The sequence below is a fragment of the Roseofilum sp. Guam genome (assembly GCF_017746735.1).
In the GTDB taxonomy this organism is placed as follows: Bacteria; Cyanobacteriota; Cyanobacteriia; order Cyanobacteriales; family Desertifilaceae; genus Roseofilum; species Roseofilum reptotaenium.
Map to the genome: position 1 here is coordinate 1 of NZ_JAGHZN010000064.1, position 15,658 is coordinate 15,658.

Genomic DNA, 15,658 nt, shown 5'->3' on the forward strand with positions numbered 1-15,658 from the left:
GGAATGATTGTCCAAATTACCAAAGGAGAAATATATGCCATCAGCATTGCCTGGAGATATTCGTGAATCAATTGCTATTTCCAATGCTAAAAGCGTAGCCGAACAGCCAGCTCTGCTTGCTAATCTGGCATTTGCCAATGTAGTTGCCAATACTAATCTATCTCAGCAAAATGCCCTGTCCAACCAACAGGCAATGAACCAACTAGCGATGACAGTCACCGCTAAAGCTGTCAATAAAGTATCAGACTTGACTCCACTAGAAGCTTTGGCTGTTAACAAGTTATATACAGGTAACGATGTGGCTCAACAACTAGCCGATCTCAGGGCTGTGAGCAAACTATAGTTTTTTTCAGCTAGGAATTACCTCAATAGTAAAGAATAAACAAATCTTCACCAATTCAGAAAGGGTAAATCATGTCGGATTCTTCCATACCAGATGATATCCAGGAATCAATTGCTATTTCCAATGCTAAAAGTGTAGCTGAGCAGCCAGCTATGCTTGCTAACTTAGCTTTTGCAAATTTAGTTGCTAATACTAATCTATCTCAGCAAAATGCTGTATCTAACCAACAGGCGATGAATCAACTAGCGATGAGTATCACTGCTAAGGTCATCAATAAAATATCAGATTTGAATTCTGTAGAAGCCGTTGGGGTTAAGCAGTTGGATACAGGTAATGACGAGTCTCAAAAATAACATAATTTATACTTAGTATGTAACAATATAATAAGCCAGAAGAAGAACAGTAGATTCTCCCTGAGATTAGCAAAATATGGCTTGTAGGCTCGCGGTCATCTAAAAAAGGCGATCGCTTGATTGAAGACGTTATAGTTATATTATTTTGCTAAAACAAGGATAGACAATACTGAATCATTCCTTCTGTATGTGCCGATCGCTGAGCTTAATTGTGACATCAACAGAGCTAGATCGTAGTGGACTGTTTCATCTAATTTAAGGAACATCGTCAGGTGTGGATGGGAACAGTTACAAATAACGATCGCTTAGTTGAGGCTGCGGCAAAGTGAGAAACGATGGCACAACAGCGCAAACAACTGATGAATAGACATCTTTGGGATAGCGATCGCCAATTTTTCTTTGATTATATAGTTGTTTTAATTAAGGATGGGACATGGTTGTAGGGGCGAACGGCCGTTCGCCCCTACAGATACCGTTGTTGTAGATAAATCTTGGTGTGTCAATCTTAATTAAAATGACTATAATTACAAGACCAACAAACGCAATTCCCATCGCATCGGGATATTTGCCCCCTTCTTGCCAGACGACCCAACTTTTTCGGGGTTTGCCCTCGGTGTTCATGGCGACAAAAAAACCGGGGCCGCGATCGCGGGGAGCATTCTGTGCGGGAGGAGTATAATAGATACTGAGGTTACCCGCAGCAAAGAAGTCTTGGCGAGATTGCCAATGCCACTCTAAAGAGTTTAGCAGTAACATCAGTTGGGCTAAGTGGCGATAACTTTCCAATTCCGGTTCGTCACTTTGTATTTCACCTGAAGGAAAGATAGCATCTTCTGTGACTTTGGGTACCTGGGTTGTTGGGTACTGAGTTTTGATGAGAGACATCGGCGATCACGTACCAGGTTTCTCTTAAAATAAAAGATGTATTATAACTTGGAAACTGCTATGGCTTTATCTCTTCCATCCCTGAGCGGTGCTGAAATTCGGCAAACCTTTCTCGATTTTTATCAGAAGCGTGGTCACAAGATTTTACCGAGCGCATCCCTGATTCCAGAAGATCCGACGGTATTATTGACGATCGCCGGAATGTTGCCGTTTAAGCCCATATTTTTGGGTCAGCGTGCCGCTGAGGTTCCCCGTGCTACCACGTCTCAGAAATGTATCCGCACCAATGATATCGAGAATGTGGGACGCACTGCCAGACATCATACCTTTTTTGAGATGTTGGGCAATTTTAGCTTTGGGGATTATTTTAAAGAACAAGCGATCGCCTATGCTTGGGAACTCTCCACAAAAGTGTTTCAACTCCCCCCAGAGCGTTTAGTCGTCAGTGTATTCCGAGATGATGATGAAGCCTTTGCTATTTGGCGCGATAAAATTGGCATTCCAGCCTATCGTATCCAACGCATGGGAGAAGAGGATAACTTCTGGAAATCCGGCCCCACCGGCCCCTGCGGCCCTTGTTCGGAAATTTACTACGATTTTCACCCAGAATTGGGAGATGCAACCCTAGACCTCGAAGATGATACCCGGTTTATTGAATTCTATAATCTGGTTTTTATGCAATATAACCGGGATTCTGAAGGCAACTTAACGCCCCTGCAAAACCAAAACATTGATACGGGAATGGGGTTGGAGCGGATGGCGCAAATTCTCCAAGGTGTGCCCAATAATTATGAGACCGATTTGATTTTTCCAATTATTGAAGCCGCAGCTCAATGTGCCGGAACTGAGTACCACAAAAGTGATGAAAAAACGAAGGTTTCCCTTAAAGTGATTGGGGATCATGTGCGCGCTGTGGTGCATTTGATTTCTGATGGTGTGAGTGCGTCGAATATTGGCCGGGGATACATTTTGCGTCGGTTAATTCGTCGGGTAGTGCGTCACGGCCGGTTGTTGGGGATTACGGAATTATTTACCGAAAAAGTGGCTGAAGTGGCGATCGCCCTTTCCGAAGGAGCTTACCCCAATGTGCGGGAGCGGGAAACTCTGATTAAATCGCAATTACAGCAGGAAGAATCGCGCTTTCTAAGCACCTTAGAACGAGGTGAAAAGCTACTGCAAGAGATTATTGAAAAGGTCTTAAAGGCAGGACAAACAGAAATTTCAGGTAAAGATGCATTCAAGCTTTATGATACCTACGGTTTCCCCTTGGAATTAACCATGGAAATAGCCGAAGAACAAGGGTTGACTGTAAATCAGGAAGGGTTCAACTCATCCATGCAACTCCAAATAGAGACTTCTCAAGGGGCCCATGAAACCATTGATTTGATGGTGCAGGGGTCTTTGGATCGGTTGGCTGAACATATCCATCCGACCCAGTTCACGGGATATACGGAACGGTCGGGGATGGCGCAAATTCAGGCGCTGTTAGTAGACGGAAAGTCCGTGGAAATTGCTGAAGCGGGAATGCCGGTGCAGATTGTCTTAGATCAAACTCCATTTTACGCAGAATCCGGGGGACAAGTGGGCGATCGCGGTTATTTGTCGGGATCGGATGTGTTAATTCGGATTGATGATGTGCAAAAAGAATCGGATTTCTTTGTCCATTTTGGCCGTATTGAACGGGGAACCGTAAACCTGGGAGACTCGGTAACCGCCCAGATTGACCGCGCTTGTCGGATGCGGGCCCAAGCCAATCATACGGCGACCCATTTATTACAAGCCGCCCTGAAGAAACTTGTCGATCCCGATATTGGTCAAGCTGGGTCTGCGGTCGGATTTGACCGTCTGCGCTTTGATTTCAATTGTCCCCGCGCTCTCACGGCTCAGGAGTTAGAGCAAATTGAGGATTTGGTCAATACTTGGATTAGTGAAGCACACGGCGCAGATGTACAAATTATGCCCTTCGATCGGGCGAAGGATAAGGGTGCAACGGCCATGTTTGGCGAGAAATATGGCGATACTGTGCGCGTAGTAGACTATCCAGGGGTGTCCATGGAACTGTGCGGGGGAACCCATGTGCAGAACACGGCAGAAATTGGCTTGTTTAAGATTATCTCCGAAACCGGGATTTCTTCAGGAGTGCGCCGGATTGAGGCGGTTTCTGGGGCTGCGGTGCGCGAGTATCTGCAAGTGCGGGATGCGGTGGTTCGGGAATTGGGCGATCGCTTTAAAGCCAAACCCGAGGAGTTGGTGGAGCGGGTCAGTAGTCTGCAAACTGAGTTAAAAGCAACACAAAAAGAGTTAGAACAGGTACGGGGTGATTTGGCGATCGCCAAATCAGATCAATTGCTTTCCCAAGCAGAATCTGTCGGTGAAGTGCAGGTATTAGTGGCACAGCTTGATGTGGATGCCAATTCTCTCAAAACGGCTGCCGAACGGTTATTACAAAAGCTCGGTGAAGGTGCTGTCGTTTTAGGTTCCGTTCCCGAAGCCGATAAAGTCAGTTTAGTCGCTGCCTTCAGTAAATCCGTCAATCAAAAGGGCTTACAAGCCGGTAAATTTATCGGTCAAATTGCCAAAATTTGCGGCGGTAGAGGCGGTGGGCGACCCAATTTAGCCCAAGCCGGAGGACGCGATCCGAATCAGTTACCTACAGCTTTAGAAACAGCGAAAACCGAGTTAAGAGAAGCCCTCTAATCTCTAGTTTATGTAGGGTGCGTTATCCTGTCACTAACGCACCCAATTCATCCGAGTTACTGGGAAGAAGTTAATCTGTTTTTATGGATGTGATTGCATTTTAACGGAGTGAGCTGAATATCCCAAAAATCAACTATTTATCCGTTGCCCGCATGTATTCTTATAAACTTGATATTAATTGGACTTGAGTCAACTGAGAAAATGTCACTTTAAAATTATCCTGTTTGCAACCAACTCACTCCTTCCCAATTCCTCAATTGACCTAAAAATTTACCTCACAGCAAATTATTGTAGAGTGGGCAAGAGAATAAGTGATAAGATTCAAGGTACCACTTCTTGACCTATCTACTCCATCTGCCAGAATTTAGCACTATAGTAACGTGAGGCACTGTAGCCTCAATCCGGTTCGATTTACAATATGTTGTATCATTGAGGGGTCTATCCTCACTGAAAAACGTTTAATTCAGTGGATAAAATAATCTATCTTGGCAAAAAATGTATCGAAATGTAGATCGGCAAACAACAGCTAATCTCTAAGGTTGGTTATTGAAACGCAAATTTTATAATTCTATTGATGAAGAAACTGGTTAAAGACATTGTTAAGGAGCGACGGGATTATAATACTTGGGTAGCGAATGAAACCCTGGAAGATTATTCTCTGCGCTATGCACCAAAATCATTTCGTAAATGGTCGGAGTTTTTGGTAGCAAATACAGCTTTGGGAGGGATCTCTTTTCTAGCATTGGAGGCCATCGGTGCTTCTTTATTAATCAGTTATGGATTTGCCAATACATTTTGGGCAATTTTATTTTCAGGTTTGATTATTTTCCTGGCGGGTGTACCTATTACCTATTATGCCGCCAAATATAATATTGATATGGATTTATTGACCAGAGGGGCAGGATTTGGTTATCTCGGCTCAACCATTACCTCTTTGGTATATGCCTCATTTACGTTTATTTTCTTTGCCTTAGAAGCCGCGATCATGGCTCAGGCCTTAGAGTTATACTTTCATTTGCCTTTGGCTTGGGGATATTTGGTCTGTTCTGTGATAATTGTTCCCTTGGTTTTTTATGGAGTTACATTAATCAATCAATTACAGTTGTGGACACAGCCGATTTGGTTATTTTTGATGGTTTCACCCTATATTTTTGTAGCGTATAAGGAACCAGAATCGTTTCAATATTGGCTGGATTTTGCCGGTCATTCCGCCAGTGCAACTCAGTTAAATACCCTATGGTTCGGATCGGCAGTAACTGTATCTTTTTCTGTCATTGCTCAGTTAGGAGAACAGGTAGATTATTTACGATTTTTACCAGATCAGACGGAAAACAATAGGTGGAAATGGTGGTTGGCGGTTTTAGCGGCAGGTCCCGGTTGGATTGTTTTGGGGGTACTAAAACAGTTAGGAGGGTCTTTTTTAGCATCTTTGGCGATCGCCCATGAATTGGCTGAAAGTCAGGCTAAACAACCCGTTCAAATGTATCTGGGTGGGTTTTCAGATATGTTTAACGATCCTAGGGTTGTTTTAGCCGTAGTAACCCTGTTTGTGATTATTTCTCAAGTCAAAATTAATGTCACGAATGCCTATGCGGGATCGTTAGCCTGGTCTAATTTTTTCTCTCGTCTTACCCATTCCCATCCAGGGCGGGTGGTGTGGTTGGTGTTTAATGTAACCATCGCCCTATTGTTGATGGAGTTAGGCGTATTTGAAACCCTGGAGGCAGTTTTGGGGCTATACTCCAATGTGGCGATCGCTTGGATTGGGGCGATCGTAGCTGATTTAGTGATTAATAAACCCCTGAAACTGAGTCCTTCTTATATCGAATTCAAACGAGCATATCTGTATAATATAAATCCCGTGGGCTTGGGTTCCATGGCGATCGCTTCAGTCGTTTCTATTATCGCTTTTTTAGGCTTATTTGGCCCCTATTTGCAAGCCTATTCCTCCTTTTTGGCTTTGGGTATTGCCTTTATACTCTCTCCCCTTCTTGCGTGGTTAACCCAGGGAAAATATTACATTGCCCGTAAAAATGAACTCCGCGATCGGGTGAACCTCAGTCCATCCCTGATTCAATGCTCCATTTGTGAACAGCACTATGAACCGGCTGATAGTGCCTATTGTCCCGTTTATCAGGGTAATATTTGTTCTCTTTGTTGTACCCTAGAAGCCCATTGTCATGATTCCTGCAAGCATACCCCAGAGAATCAATTGGCCTTAGATTCTCCAGGGTTGTTATCGACGATTAAGGATCGATTTCCTCCCCAATTTCTGAAACGAGTTTTACGGTTTTTGGGTGGATTTTTCCTCTTAGCGGGAACCAGTGGGACCGTTTTAGGATTGGTGTTCTTTTTTGGAGTTTGGAAATCTTCCGAGTTTTCCGTAGAGGATATTAGCTTAATTTCGACGCTGTGTTTAGAACTCTATTCCCTACTGTTGGTATTATGTGGAATTGGGGCTTGGTGGTTTGTCTTAAGTGAAGAAAGCAAAGAATTAGCAGAGGAAGAATTAGACAAGCAAAATTCACAGCTACAAGCAGAAATTAAAGAGCGAGAAAAGACGCAATTAGCCTTACAAGATTTAACTCATCAGTTGGAAAGACGGGTCGCAGAAAGAACGGCTCAGTTGTCAGAGACTTTACAGGAGTTAAAACGTACCCAAGCCCAATTAGTACAGACAGAAAAAATGTCTAGCTTGGGCCAGTTAGTCGCAGGAATTGCTCATGAAATCAATAATCCGGTCAGTTTTATTCACGGGAATCTTCTTCATGCTGTCAATTATGTAAATAACTTACTAAAATTGCTGGACGCTTATCAACAAGCATTGGATCAACCAAATCGAAAGATCACTCAATTAGAGGATGAGATTGAGGTTTTGTTTATTCAAGAGGATTTGCCTAAACTATTAAATTCTATGGAGACGGGAACCAATCGTATTCAGCAAATTGTATTATCTTTACGCATTTTCTCCCGGTTAGATGAAGCTGATTTTAAAGTTGTGGATATCCATGATGGCATTGACAGTGCTTTAATGATTTTGGGGAATCGATTGAATCCAACCTCCCAAAATCCCGGAATTGCAGTGATTCGGAACTATGGGCAATTGCCGTTAATTGAATGCTATCCGGGACAGCTTAATCAGGTGTTTATGAATATTTTTGTCAATGCTATTGATATTTTTGAGGAACAGAACAAGCGCCGTTCTTGGGAAGAGATTGTTCAACATCCAAATCAAATTACCGTCAGTACGGAGATCAAACAGCCCGCTTCAATTTTGGTCTCAATTACAGATAATGGCCCGGGAATTCCTGAGTCAATTCAATCTAAGATTTTCGATGCTTTCTTTACAACAAAACAGGTCGGAAATGGAACAGGCTTAGGGTTGTCCATTAGTTATGAAATTATTGTGGAAAAGCATCAGGGATACTTAAATTGTGAGTCAATTGTGGGTGAGGGAACAACGTTTAGGATTGAGATTCCTGTTAGACAGGTTGGTTTCCCCTCTTCCTAAATCCCTCTCCCCAAGCAGAAGCGCCCCCTTCGACTACGCTCAGGGGGCTGAGGGAAGAGGCGAACTACCAAAAATAACCGTCTTCAATGGTGGTTTGGCCGTCGGTGGGGTTGTATTTCAGTAGATATTCGCGAGTAATAGCTTCTTGGTAGCGCAGATTTTTGACTTCAGTGTGGGCAATTTCAGTATCGGTAGATAGGAGAATAACTTGATGAGAGGCGCTGGGAAAGTAGCGCTCGATCAGGTTTTGGCGGTGGGAGGAGTCAAGGCGACCAAGAGGAGTATCAATGGCTACGGGAAGTTGGCGACCGGAGACTCTCGCCAGTCCCCAGAGAAAAGCGATCGCTAATAATTGCTTTTCCCCAGCAGATAGGCGGTGTTTGGGCAAGGGTTGACCCTCACAATTATACAAGGATAAGCTGTAATTTTCAGTACTAATTACGACGCGCTGAACGAGATCGGATTTATGAAGCAGGTAGCGGAAGCATTCGCTAACCTGGTTTTCAAGCTTGTTGAGCTTTTTCAGAGTCAATTTCTCTCGATATTTTTCCAGTATCGTTTTCACTCTAGCAATAGAATTAATGATATGGGTCGCATTTTCCCGCTTCAGAAATTTATCGCTGTACTCTTTGAGTTGCTTTTTCGCTTCATCAATGCTGCGATCAAGGTCTCGCAGTTGCCGATTTTTGTATTCTAAATCAATTTCTAATTTGGTCTTTTTGTCGTTAGCTTGTTCTTTTTTAGTCATTAATTCTTGGTAGTATTCAGGAGAAGCAGCCACGGTAAGTTTTCGCTCAATATCCATCAGTTGCTGTTCTACTTTTTCTAGATATTTGGATTCCGCTTTGGCTTTTTCTCGTTGCGTGGGGATATCATAGATTATCAGTTTTTCTAGGGTTTCCAGCTCTTCGGAAGTGGCTTGTAACCAGGTCTTTTCAGGGGCTAAGATTTCTTGGGCTAAACTGTGGTAATCTTGTTGTAAAAAGGCTTCAATATCTGTCGTTTGGGAATCTGGAAGTTCCAGGGTGTGCAGATAGTCAAGCAAACGGCGATCGCGCTCCTGAATGCGATCGCGGGAAATTTGTGCTTTCAGGGACTCCTGTTCCGCTTTTCCTTGAGCGATCGCTGGCTCGATCAGGTCTTCAATCAAGCTCAGGGGTAGGGAGGTAGCGGCTAAATTCACCAGTACATCCCGAGTCTGTTGGATTTTAGCTTCCTCGCTCTTTTTCTGTAAGTCAAGCTGATGGCGTTCGGCCGCAATTTTCCCCCCTTCAGAAATAAAGCGATTTTCCGCTTCTTTAGCGTTCTTAACCGCCCGTTTGAGCATTGTTGCCGTATTCGCGATCTCTTGGGTAATACGCTCCTTTTCCCCATCATAACCCTTCAGTTTACGGTCAATTTCTTCTAAATTCCCCAATTCCTGCTTATCGGCGATCTGCTTTTGGTGACGACGGGATAAGATCTCTAAATCTGTATCCAGGCGATCGGCTAATTCTAATCCCAATAAAGATTGAATCGCTTGCACAACTAACGGAGGCGGAGCATCAAGATCGGCCAATTCTTTCACCTGTTCACCATCAAATAAAAACAGATTAGAAATGCCCAAAGGTAACAGGTTTTCGATATAATCATCCCAGGTATCTCTGAGGGTATTTTCAGGAAAGTCACCCTTACCATTCAGAATTCCCAGAGTATCCTTACTATCTTGCCTTGTCCAATAGCGGATGATTCGCAGTTCAGTATAAAATTGAGAGTCAGGATTATCCGGGTTGAGAGTATCCGTTTTAGCAATTTTACTGCTATCGCCAGAAATGATCTTCACTAACAGTTCTAACCGGGTTTTTTCCTGGTCTGCGATATGGCGGTTAACGCATTGTTTCAGAAAATTACTGTAACTGAGATTTCCTCGTGTAGAACATTCGGCGCGATGTCCATAGAGAACTAAGCGAAGGGCATCCATAAGGGTGGTTTTCCCTCCCCCATTCATTCCTCCTAACAGCAGTATAGGTTTACCATCGTTCGGACGCAGGTTGAGGACTTGTCTCCCCTTATAGGGGCCGAAGTTTTCTAAAACAAGTTCCAAGAAAATCATATCAATTAAAAATGACGGGGTTTTTAGCGTGATTAGAAACCGGGTTTCTGAATTATTGGGATTCAGACGAGGAACTAAATTTGATGTCTCCCCAACCTAAACTGAGTTGTTGAGTTGGGAGTTCAGGTTCCGGTTTGGATTGGTTGTCGGGATGGTTGGGATCGGCTTTTTCAGGATTTTTAATGATGTTTTCAACTTTTTGTACGTCCCCTTCTAAAACAGCAGCTTTTATGGCCTGTTTAAAATGGGCATGTTGAATGGCTTGCTCCTGTTCGCGAGAACTGGATTTAAAACACTTGCTCAAAGCATCATAAATACCGGAGCGACTGCCTTTGTTTTGATATTGGCGTTCCGTATTGAGCAGTCTCGCGAGTAGCTCAAATTCCATGGAGTCCTTATCGGTGACTTCTTCTAGAGTGCTCCATTCGTCTATACCGAGGAGGGTGCGATCGCCCTCTGGACGGCGATCGATAAATTCCTCTCCCGTAACTTCTTTATAAATTCGGGGTAAGCTGTCCTCAAATTCATGTTTTTCTTCTAACCAAATGCGGCGAATTTCACTTAGTTCTTCCGGGGCGATCAAGGTTATTTCTCCCATTTCTGGCGGTGCAGTTTTGCGAACTTTTACCTGTGCTTCCAGCAGTCGTCTCAGTAGATATTCGCGCCATTCTTTTTTATAAGGTCCGGGAATAGGTTCGAGCTTGGTTCGTGGATCTTTTTGATGAACAGGTTGTTTATCATCTGTTTGAACTTTGCGTTCAAACAGCTCTACTATTCCATAAATGCGCCGAAAATCTCGTCTGTCTCGATCATCTTTCAAGTCTAGTTCATTGCGAATATCTAAAAGGGGTTGCAGCCATTCCTTTTCTTCATCATTTTGGATCATTGCTTCCATTGATTTATCCTGATTTACCATAGTACAAACCCAGCAGCCAAACCGAGAACTTCCACAACTGGGAGTTGAGGTATCAACGACTAGGGGGCATTCGTTATCAGCAGTTGCTCCCCGATACATGGAAAATAGATCTTTATTGTTAATTCCCCAAGGATTTTCCCATTGCATGAGGTACATCCAGACTTCATCAGTTCGCCAATCTTCAATTGGGCTATATATTAAGGAATTAGGTAAGCAGGGATTAGGACTTAAGCGCTCACGCACTCTTTTAGCTTCATACTTTTCTATCCGTGTTGCACGTACAAAACTTTCAGCTTTACGAATTCCTAAAACAACAATAGTTTCACCGTAAGTTCTAATCACGTCTCGGATAAAGAAGTTAACTGGCTGAATTTTCATTCTATCTGTACACCATCGAAAACCTGGGCGAGGCGCAGGATACCCTTTCCCCAGCAAACAAACCCAAAAACTATCTTTGAAATTCGGATAAAGTAAGTGAGCCTCAATGGGCATTTGCTGCTCTTTTGCCGACTTTCTAATATTTCTGATCGATTCTTTTACCCAAGCAGCAACAATAGGATTTTCCACTAAAGTATCTGTGGTGATGACATGAACCGTTTTAGTTCTGCGCTCTATCGGTAGTCTGGATAAGGCATTCCAGACCAGTTGTAAAATTACGGTTGAATCCTTACCACCACTGTATCCTATCACCCAAGGAATTTCATCTAGACAGTAAAGATTCTGAATTTCCTCCATGAGTTTCTCAATCGTAATGATAAACTCATCAACGGTACGCTGTGGCAAGAGTGAAGGCTGAGTGGCTGTCATGACAAAAAATCAGTATTTGGGGGATTTGTAATGTTATGTTTTTTGTTACTATATTAAAATACCAGTTAATTACAACTTTGTACTAGATTCTTAAATATGTCTACACATAGTGACTCAAACACTCAACAGCCATTACCACTTGATGAAGTTTTAGGCCCGTACTTTTCTCAACACTACGAACATAGGTGCTATCCTGCCTTGATTTTTCATCAAGGCAGCCGGAAGATGTTACAGATCAATGTTCCTGCTTACGATCTATCGAATCTCTTACAAGCTAAACCATCTACTAAGAATGATCCAGATTCCGGGAAAAATAGACCGGTTGTACAACAACATGTTGAAGAAATTAAAAATTATATTCGAGACAGAGTTAACAAAAATAGACCTTGGGTCTTAGGTACAATAACAGCTAATGTTAATCCCTCAGACATTGAAATTATTGAATTAGGCCGAGGAATGGGTCTAGTTGTAATTCCTGGAAATATCAAATTAGATATTACTGATGGGCAACACCGAATTCGTGCAATTGATGAGTTAACTAGAACTTCAGAAATTAAATTTATTGGTAATGATCGCTTTCCGATTAGCCTGGTTTTGGAAGAAAATTTTAAACAGTGTCAAATAGATTTTCGGGATATGGCACAAACGAAGCAGCTAGACCCAAATTTACTTTTATCATTTGGGGATTTTGAAGGGCGAATTGGTATAGCCAAAAATTTGATCGAAGTTGTTCCAATATTTTTCAAGAAAACTGAGCAATCCGAAGTCACACAAGCCATACGAAAAGAATACAAGCTAATTTATAAGATCAATTATATTGTTCAATTTGTTAGTTGTGCTTTCAGCAATAATAATAAAGCAGAACTGAAAGATTATGATGTTGAAGCTTAATCTAATGTTTTGGTTAACTGTTGCAACGAATTTTTCCAAAATTGCAGGAACACCAAATATATTTTTGAAACTGAAGTTGATTCCTTAACTTGGGAAGATGTAGTCAGATTCCAAAATCAGTGTCTTTTGAGTACAAGTGCTGGCTTACAAGTTTTAGGACATTTATTTTATCTGACGTATGATTCCCACCAAAATATTTTTGATTCTCACAAAGTATGGAAACTTTCTCAACTAGATTGGTCAATAGGTAGTAACTTATGGGTAGATAATTTAGTTAGACCCAACCCAAATTCTAGAGATCCTAATAAATGATATAAAATTCTATCTGGTAGAAATAGTATGACACCAGCCGTGAACCGAGTTAAACAAGAATTAGAGTGGCTTGATACTCCTGAACCTTTCTAAACTCCTTCAATTCAATTCTTGTTCTGATTCCATGTCATGAGTTAGGTCAACCTCCTAACCTGACTCATGTTTCCAAAAACCCCACTACGTCTCCAGTATTACACACTTTTTAAAAAACAATTTAAGTTTTAGAAAACATTTAAAATTTGCCGATCTTCTCGCTTGCGTCCCCATCTCCTCCCCATCTCCCGATTCCCCCACCTAAACTGAGAGAGAACATGACCATTGGGGGTTTATCATGGATACACAACCCACTCAGGTGGCTTTAGCGGTTCTGTATCGCGAAAATCGTTATCTGATGCAATTGCGCGATCGCATCCCAGGCATCCTATATCCAGGCTTTTGGGGCTTGTTTGGCGGTCATTTAGAGCGGGATGAGTCCCCAGATGAAGGTATTCGACGGGAATTACTCGAAGAAATTGGCTATTGCCCTCCACACTTGGATAAGTTCGGCTGTGATAGCGATCCGGAGATTGTGCGCCATATTTATCATGGTGCGTTAACCGTGCCACTGGAAGCATTAATTTTGGGTGAAGGATGGGATATGGGGTTAATAACTCCCGAACAAGTGCGAGCAGGAGAGGCATTTTCAGTCAACGCCAATGAAGTTCGCCCCTTGGGAACGCCCCATCAACGCATTGTCCTGAGTGTAATTAACGCCGGTTTGGGGTAAGTTGTTGCACTTGGCGAGCATCTACCAAGATAGCTAAAAAACCGCGATCGCTTAACGACATTAAGGTAGCCGTAGCTTCTTCTTGATTGCTACTCTGGAGTGCCAGTAAATAAGAATTACCCTGGAAATTCACCCAAGGAATCGCCTTGTTCAGAAGGATTTGCAGTTGCTGAGGAGCATCCTGTCGATTGTTGGCATTGACTAATACTGCAAACCCCGAACCGAGGGGCGAGCCGGGGTTGCTTGGCAAGACGGAGGGATTGGGTGGACGAGTCCCGATTTGACCTAGGGGGGGCGCAACCATAAAAGCCGGCAAGCCCGTATTCTCGTAAATATATTGGCTCCAACGCTCACTCACCTGGGCATTAGCTAAGTTGCGGATTTGGGTGACAACTTCGTTATTGTATTGGCAGATTTGGGCCGTTTGATTGGAGGGTAAGAGATAGTTCAGCAGTAGTTGTTGGCTAGAGGGGTTGGGAGTGCGCACAAAAACCATATATTCCCCTGGGTTCGGTGGAGGACAGGAAAAGCGGTTAGTTTGACTCCAGGCAGGAATAGAAGAGAGGAAAAACGTCGATAATCCAGCGATCGCGCTCAAAAATTGAGTCAGACTAGAGGAGTTAGGGTAAAAAGGCATAAGAGTAGAATAGAGTCTTTGAATGTGCAATCTTACCCTTGAGCTATCTTTGCCTACTGCCTAACCCGTTTAGTCTGAACAGGTTATCCGTCTTAGGAAACTTAAGACGAGGCAACAAGGGAAGCTTGGGGGTCAGGAATAGCATCTGATGGGGCTTCAAATTCACCCGTCAGCACATATTCTAAGCGAAGTTTGAGCCAAGTGATAAGTTGAGGATCTGTTGAGATAATAGCGGCTGCCGGTTGAGGGCATTTGGCTTTAGCCTCTGCCAGTTCAGCCGCTTCTAGAAATGCCGGTTGGGGAATTAACCAAAAGTCGATTTCTTTTTCTTTCTCTTTGTAGTTACGGGTTCTTTCCCGAAAGACCTCTTCGAGAGGTTCGTCTTCCATGAGGAATTTCTTGCTGGCGAGGACGTAGTGATAAGTGGTCATAGGGTTTGGTTTGGATGAACACAGAGAGTTATTTTACCGGTAAATGGTTATTGGGAAAAGGCAATAGGCAATAGACAGTAATTTCCGGGTCTCTTCCACCTAATTTCTCCATTCCCCCATTCCTAGGGTGTTGTGCCGAGGATAGCGTGTTTCATCTCTCGAACCGCTCGTTCTAGGCCGACTAGGACAGCGCGGCTGATAATAGTATGGCCAATGTTGAGTTCTTCCATGCCAGGAATACAGGCAACGGGGTAAACGTTCCAATAGGTAAGACCATGGCCAGCGTTTACTCGTAATCCTAGGGTACAAGCTCTATCACAGCTTTGGGTGAGCAAATCCAGTTGTTCTTGTTGTTCTTGTTCTTGGTGCGCTTCGGCGTAGGTTCCGGTATGGAGTTCAATAAATTTGGCTTCGATGTCCGCCGAGGCTTTGATCTGGTCAAGGTTCGGGTCAATGAAGAGGCTCACCGGTATGCTCGCATTTTGCAAGGTTTGTACCACATTAGCAAGACGCTTTCCTCCAGCGATAACGTCTAAACCGCCTTCCGTGGTCACTTCTTCTCGACGTTCCGGAACCAGCGTGATATAGTCAGGTTGGATTTCTAAGGCGATCGCCACCATTTCCTCCGTAGCCGCCATTTCTAAGTTCAGATGAGTCCGCACCGTCTGGCGTAATAATCGTACATCTCGGTCTTGAATGTGGCGACGGTCTTCCCGAAGATGCACCGTAATCCCATCTGCTCCACCAAGTTCTGCGAGTACGGCTGCTGCAACCGGATCGGGTTCTACCGTTTTGCGAGCCTGGCGGATAGTAGCAATATGATCAATATTTACACCTAGGGTGGGCAAAGATCTATCTCCTCTGAGTTAATTTCATGGGTTTTCTATCGATTATTTTACTCTAATTTGGTGAAATGAAACTTGAATCAAATTAGAGTAATCTCCCAGCCATCCTTTAATAGCTCCTAGTTTTTAAATCTCCACCCACTCTATTGTTTGCTTCCTGTATCTCCCCATC

The 15,658-nt window shown here is 43.3% G+C and carries 11 protein-coding genes and 1 pseudogene; 6 read left to right on the forward strand and 6 right to left on the reverse strand.

The genetic code is table 11. The features are described from left to right. Nucleotides 1-34 precede the first annotated feature (34 nt). Complete coding sequence (locus J7529_RS21355) at nucleotides 35-343, forward strand: hypothetical protein (RefSeq protein ID WP_318730643.1); 309 nt, start codon at nucleotides 35-37, stop codon at nucleotides 341-343. Between the two features lie 71 nt (nucleotides 344-414). Then, nucleotides 415-696, forward strand: a complete 282-nt coding sequence (locus J7529_RS21360; protein ID WP_318730644.1) for a RebB family R body protein — start codon at nucleotides 415-417, stop codon at nucleotides 694-696. A gap of 420 nt (nucleotides 697-1,116) precedes the next feature. Here the strand turns inward: J7529_RS21360 and J7529_RS21365 are convergent, their stop codons facing one another. Continuing rightward, the gene (locus tag J7529_RS21365) at nucleotides 1,117-1,581 is read right to left on the reverse strand and encodes a hypothetical protein (protein ID WP_318730645.1); all 465 of its coding nucleotides are present in this window, start codon (nucleotides 1,579-1,581) and stop codon (nucleotides 1,117-1,119) included. A 60-nt stretch (nucleotides 1,582-1,641) separates the two neighbouring features. Here J7529_RS21365 and alaS point away from each other — a divergent pair, with 60 nt between their 5' ends. Together alaS and J7529_RS21375 are read left to right on the forward strand one after the other, a co-directional pair. Then, nucleotides 1,642-4,278, forward strand: coding sequence for an alanine--tRNA ligase (gene alaS, locus J7529_RS21370; protein WP_318730646.1), 2,637 nt, complete (start codon nucleotides 1,642-1,644; stop codon nucleotides 4,276-4,278). A gap of 574 nt (nucleotides 4,279-4,852) precedes the next feature. After that, the gene (locus tag J7529_RS21375; protein ID WP_318730647.1) at nucleotides 4,853-7,789 is read left to right on the forward strand and encodes an ATP-binding protein; all 2,937 of its coding nucleotides are present in this window, start codon (nucleotides 4,853-4,855) and stop codon (nucleotides 7,787-7,789) included. Nucleotides 7,790-7,853: 64 nt separating this feature from the next. Here J7529_RS21375 and dndD read toward each other — a convergent pair whose 3' ends face one another. Together dndD and dndC are read right to left on the reverse strand one after the other, a co-directional pair. Then, on the reverse strand, nucleotides 7,854-9,881 hold the full coding sequence (gene dndD, locus J7529_RS21380; protein WP_318730648.1) for a DNA sulfur modification protein DndD: 2,028 nt from the start codon (nucleotides 9,879-9,881) through the stop codon (nucleotides 7,854-7,856). Between the two features lie 52 nt (nucleotides 9,882-9,933). After that, the gene (dndC, locus tag J7529_RS21385) at nucleotides 9,934-11,604 is read right to left on the reverse strand and encodes a DNA phosphorothioation system sulfurtransferase DndC (protein ID WP_318730649.1); all 1,671 of its coding nucleotides are present in this window, start codon (nucleotides 11,602-11,604) and stop codon (nucleotides 9,934-9,936) included. A gap of 96 nt (nucleotides 11,605-11,700) precedes the next feature. Between dndC and J7529_RS21390 the strand changes: the two are divergent. After that, a pseudogene (locus J7529_RS21390) lies at nucleotides 11,701-12,807 on the forward strand (DNA sulfur modification protein DndB). 331 nt (nucleotides 12,808-13,138) lie between these two features. Then, complete coding sequence (locus J7529_RS21395; protein WP_318730650.1) at nucleotides 13,139-13,573, forward strand: NUDIX hydrolase; 435 nt, start codon at nucleotides 13,139-13,141, stop codon at nucleotides 13,571-13,573. Here the strand turns inward: J7529_RS21395 and J7529_RS21400 are convergent. From J7529_RS21400 to J7529_RS21410, 3 genes are all read right to left on the reverse strand, one after another. Beyond that, complete coding sequence (locus tag J7529_RS21400; RefSeq protein WP_318730651.1) at nucleotides 13,554-14,210, reverse strand: hypothetical protein; 657 nt, start codon at nucleotides 14,208-14,210, stop codon at nucleotides 13,554-13,556. The two genes, J7529_RS21395 and J7529_RS21400, sit on opposite strands and share 20 nt — an antisense overlap. 101 nt (nucleotides 14,211-14,311) lie before the next feature. Then, nucleotides 14,312-14,641 carry an MgPME-cyclase complex family protein gene (locus J7529_RS21405; RefSeq protein ID WP_271937057.1) on the reverse strand — a complete coding sequence of 110 codons (330 nt, stop codon included), beginning with the start codon at nucleotides 14,639-14,641 and terminating at the stop codon, nucleotides 14,312-14,314. A gap of 122 nt (nucleotides 14,642-14,763) precedes the next feature. Further along, nucleotides 14,764-15,489: a pyridoxine 5'-phosphate synthase gene (locus J7529_RS21410; protein WP_318730652.1), complete on the reverse strand. Its 726-nt coding sequence runs from the start codon at nucleotides 15,487-15,489 to the stop codon at nucleotides 14,764-14,766. Between the last annotated feature and the right edge of the window lie 169 nt (nucleotides 15,490-15,658).

What these genes read in the sequence shown, in the direction of transcription:
- dndD (WP_318730648.1), bottom strand. Translation starts at nt 9,881, where the DNA reads ATGATTTTCTTGGAACTTGTTTTAGAAAACTTCGGCCCCTATAAGGGG.
- J7529_RS21355 (WP_318730643.1), top strand. Translation starts at nt 35, where the DNA reads ATGCCATCAGCATTGCCTGGAGATATTCGTGAATCAATTGCTATTTCC.
- dndC (WP_318730649.1), bottom strand. Translation starts at nt 11,604, where the DNA reads ATGACAGCCACTCAGCCTTCACTCTTGCCACAGCGTACCGTTGATGAG.
- J7529_RS21375 (WP_318730647.1), top strand. Translation starts at nt 4,853, where the DNA reads ATGAAGAAACTGGTTAAAGACATTGTTAAGGAGCGACGGGATTATAAT.
- J7529_RS21395 (WP_318730650.1), top strand. Translation starts at nt 13,139, where the DNA reads ATGGATACACAACCCACTCAGGTGGCTTTAGCGGTTCTGTATCGCGAA.
- J7529_RS21365 (WP_318730645.1), bottom strand. Translation starts at nt 1,581, where the DNA reads ATGTCTCTCATCAAAACTCAGTACCCAACAACCCAGGTACCCAAAGTC.
- alaS (WP_318730646.1), top strand. Translation starts at nt 1,642, where the DNA reads ATGGCTTTATCTCTTCCATCCCTGAGCGGTGCTGAAATTCGGCAAACC.
- J7529_RS21405 (WP_271937057.1), bottom strand. Translation starts at nt 14,641, where the DNA reads ATGACCACTTATCACTACGTCCTCGCCAGCAAGAAATTCCTCATGGAA.
- J7529_RS21360 (WP_318730644.1), top strand. Translation starts at nt 415, where the DNA reads ATGTCGGATTCTTCCATACCAGATGATATCCAGGAATCAATTGCTATT.
- J7529_RS21400 (WP_318730651.1), bottom strand. Translation starts at nt 14,210, where the DNA reads ATGCCTTTTTACCCTAACTCCTCTAGTCTGACTCAATTTTTGAGCGCG.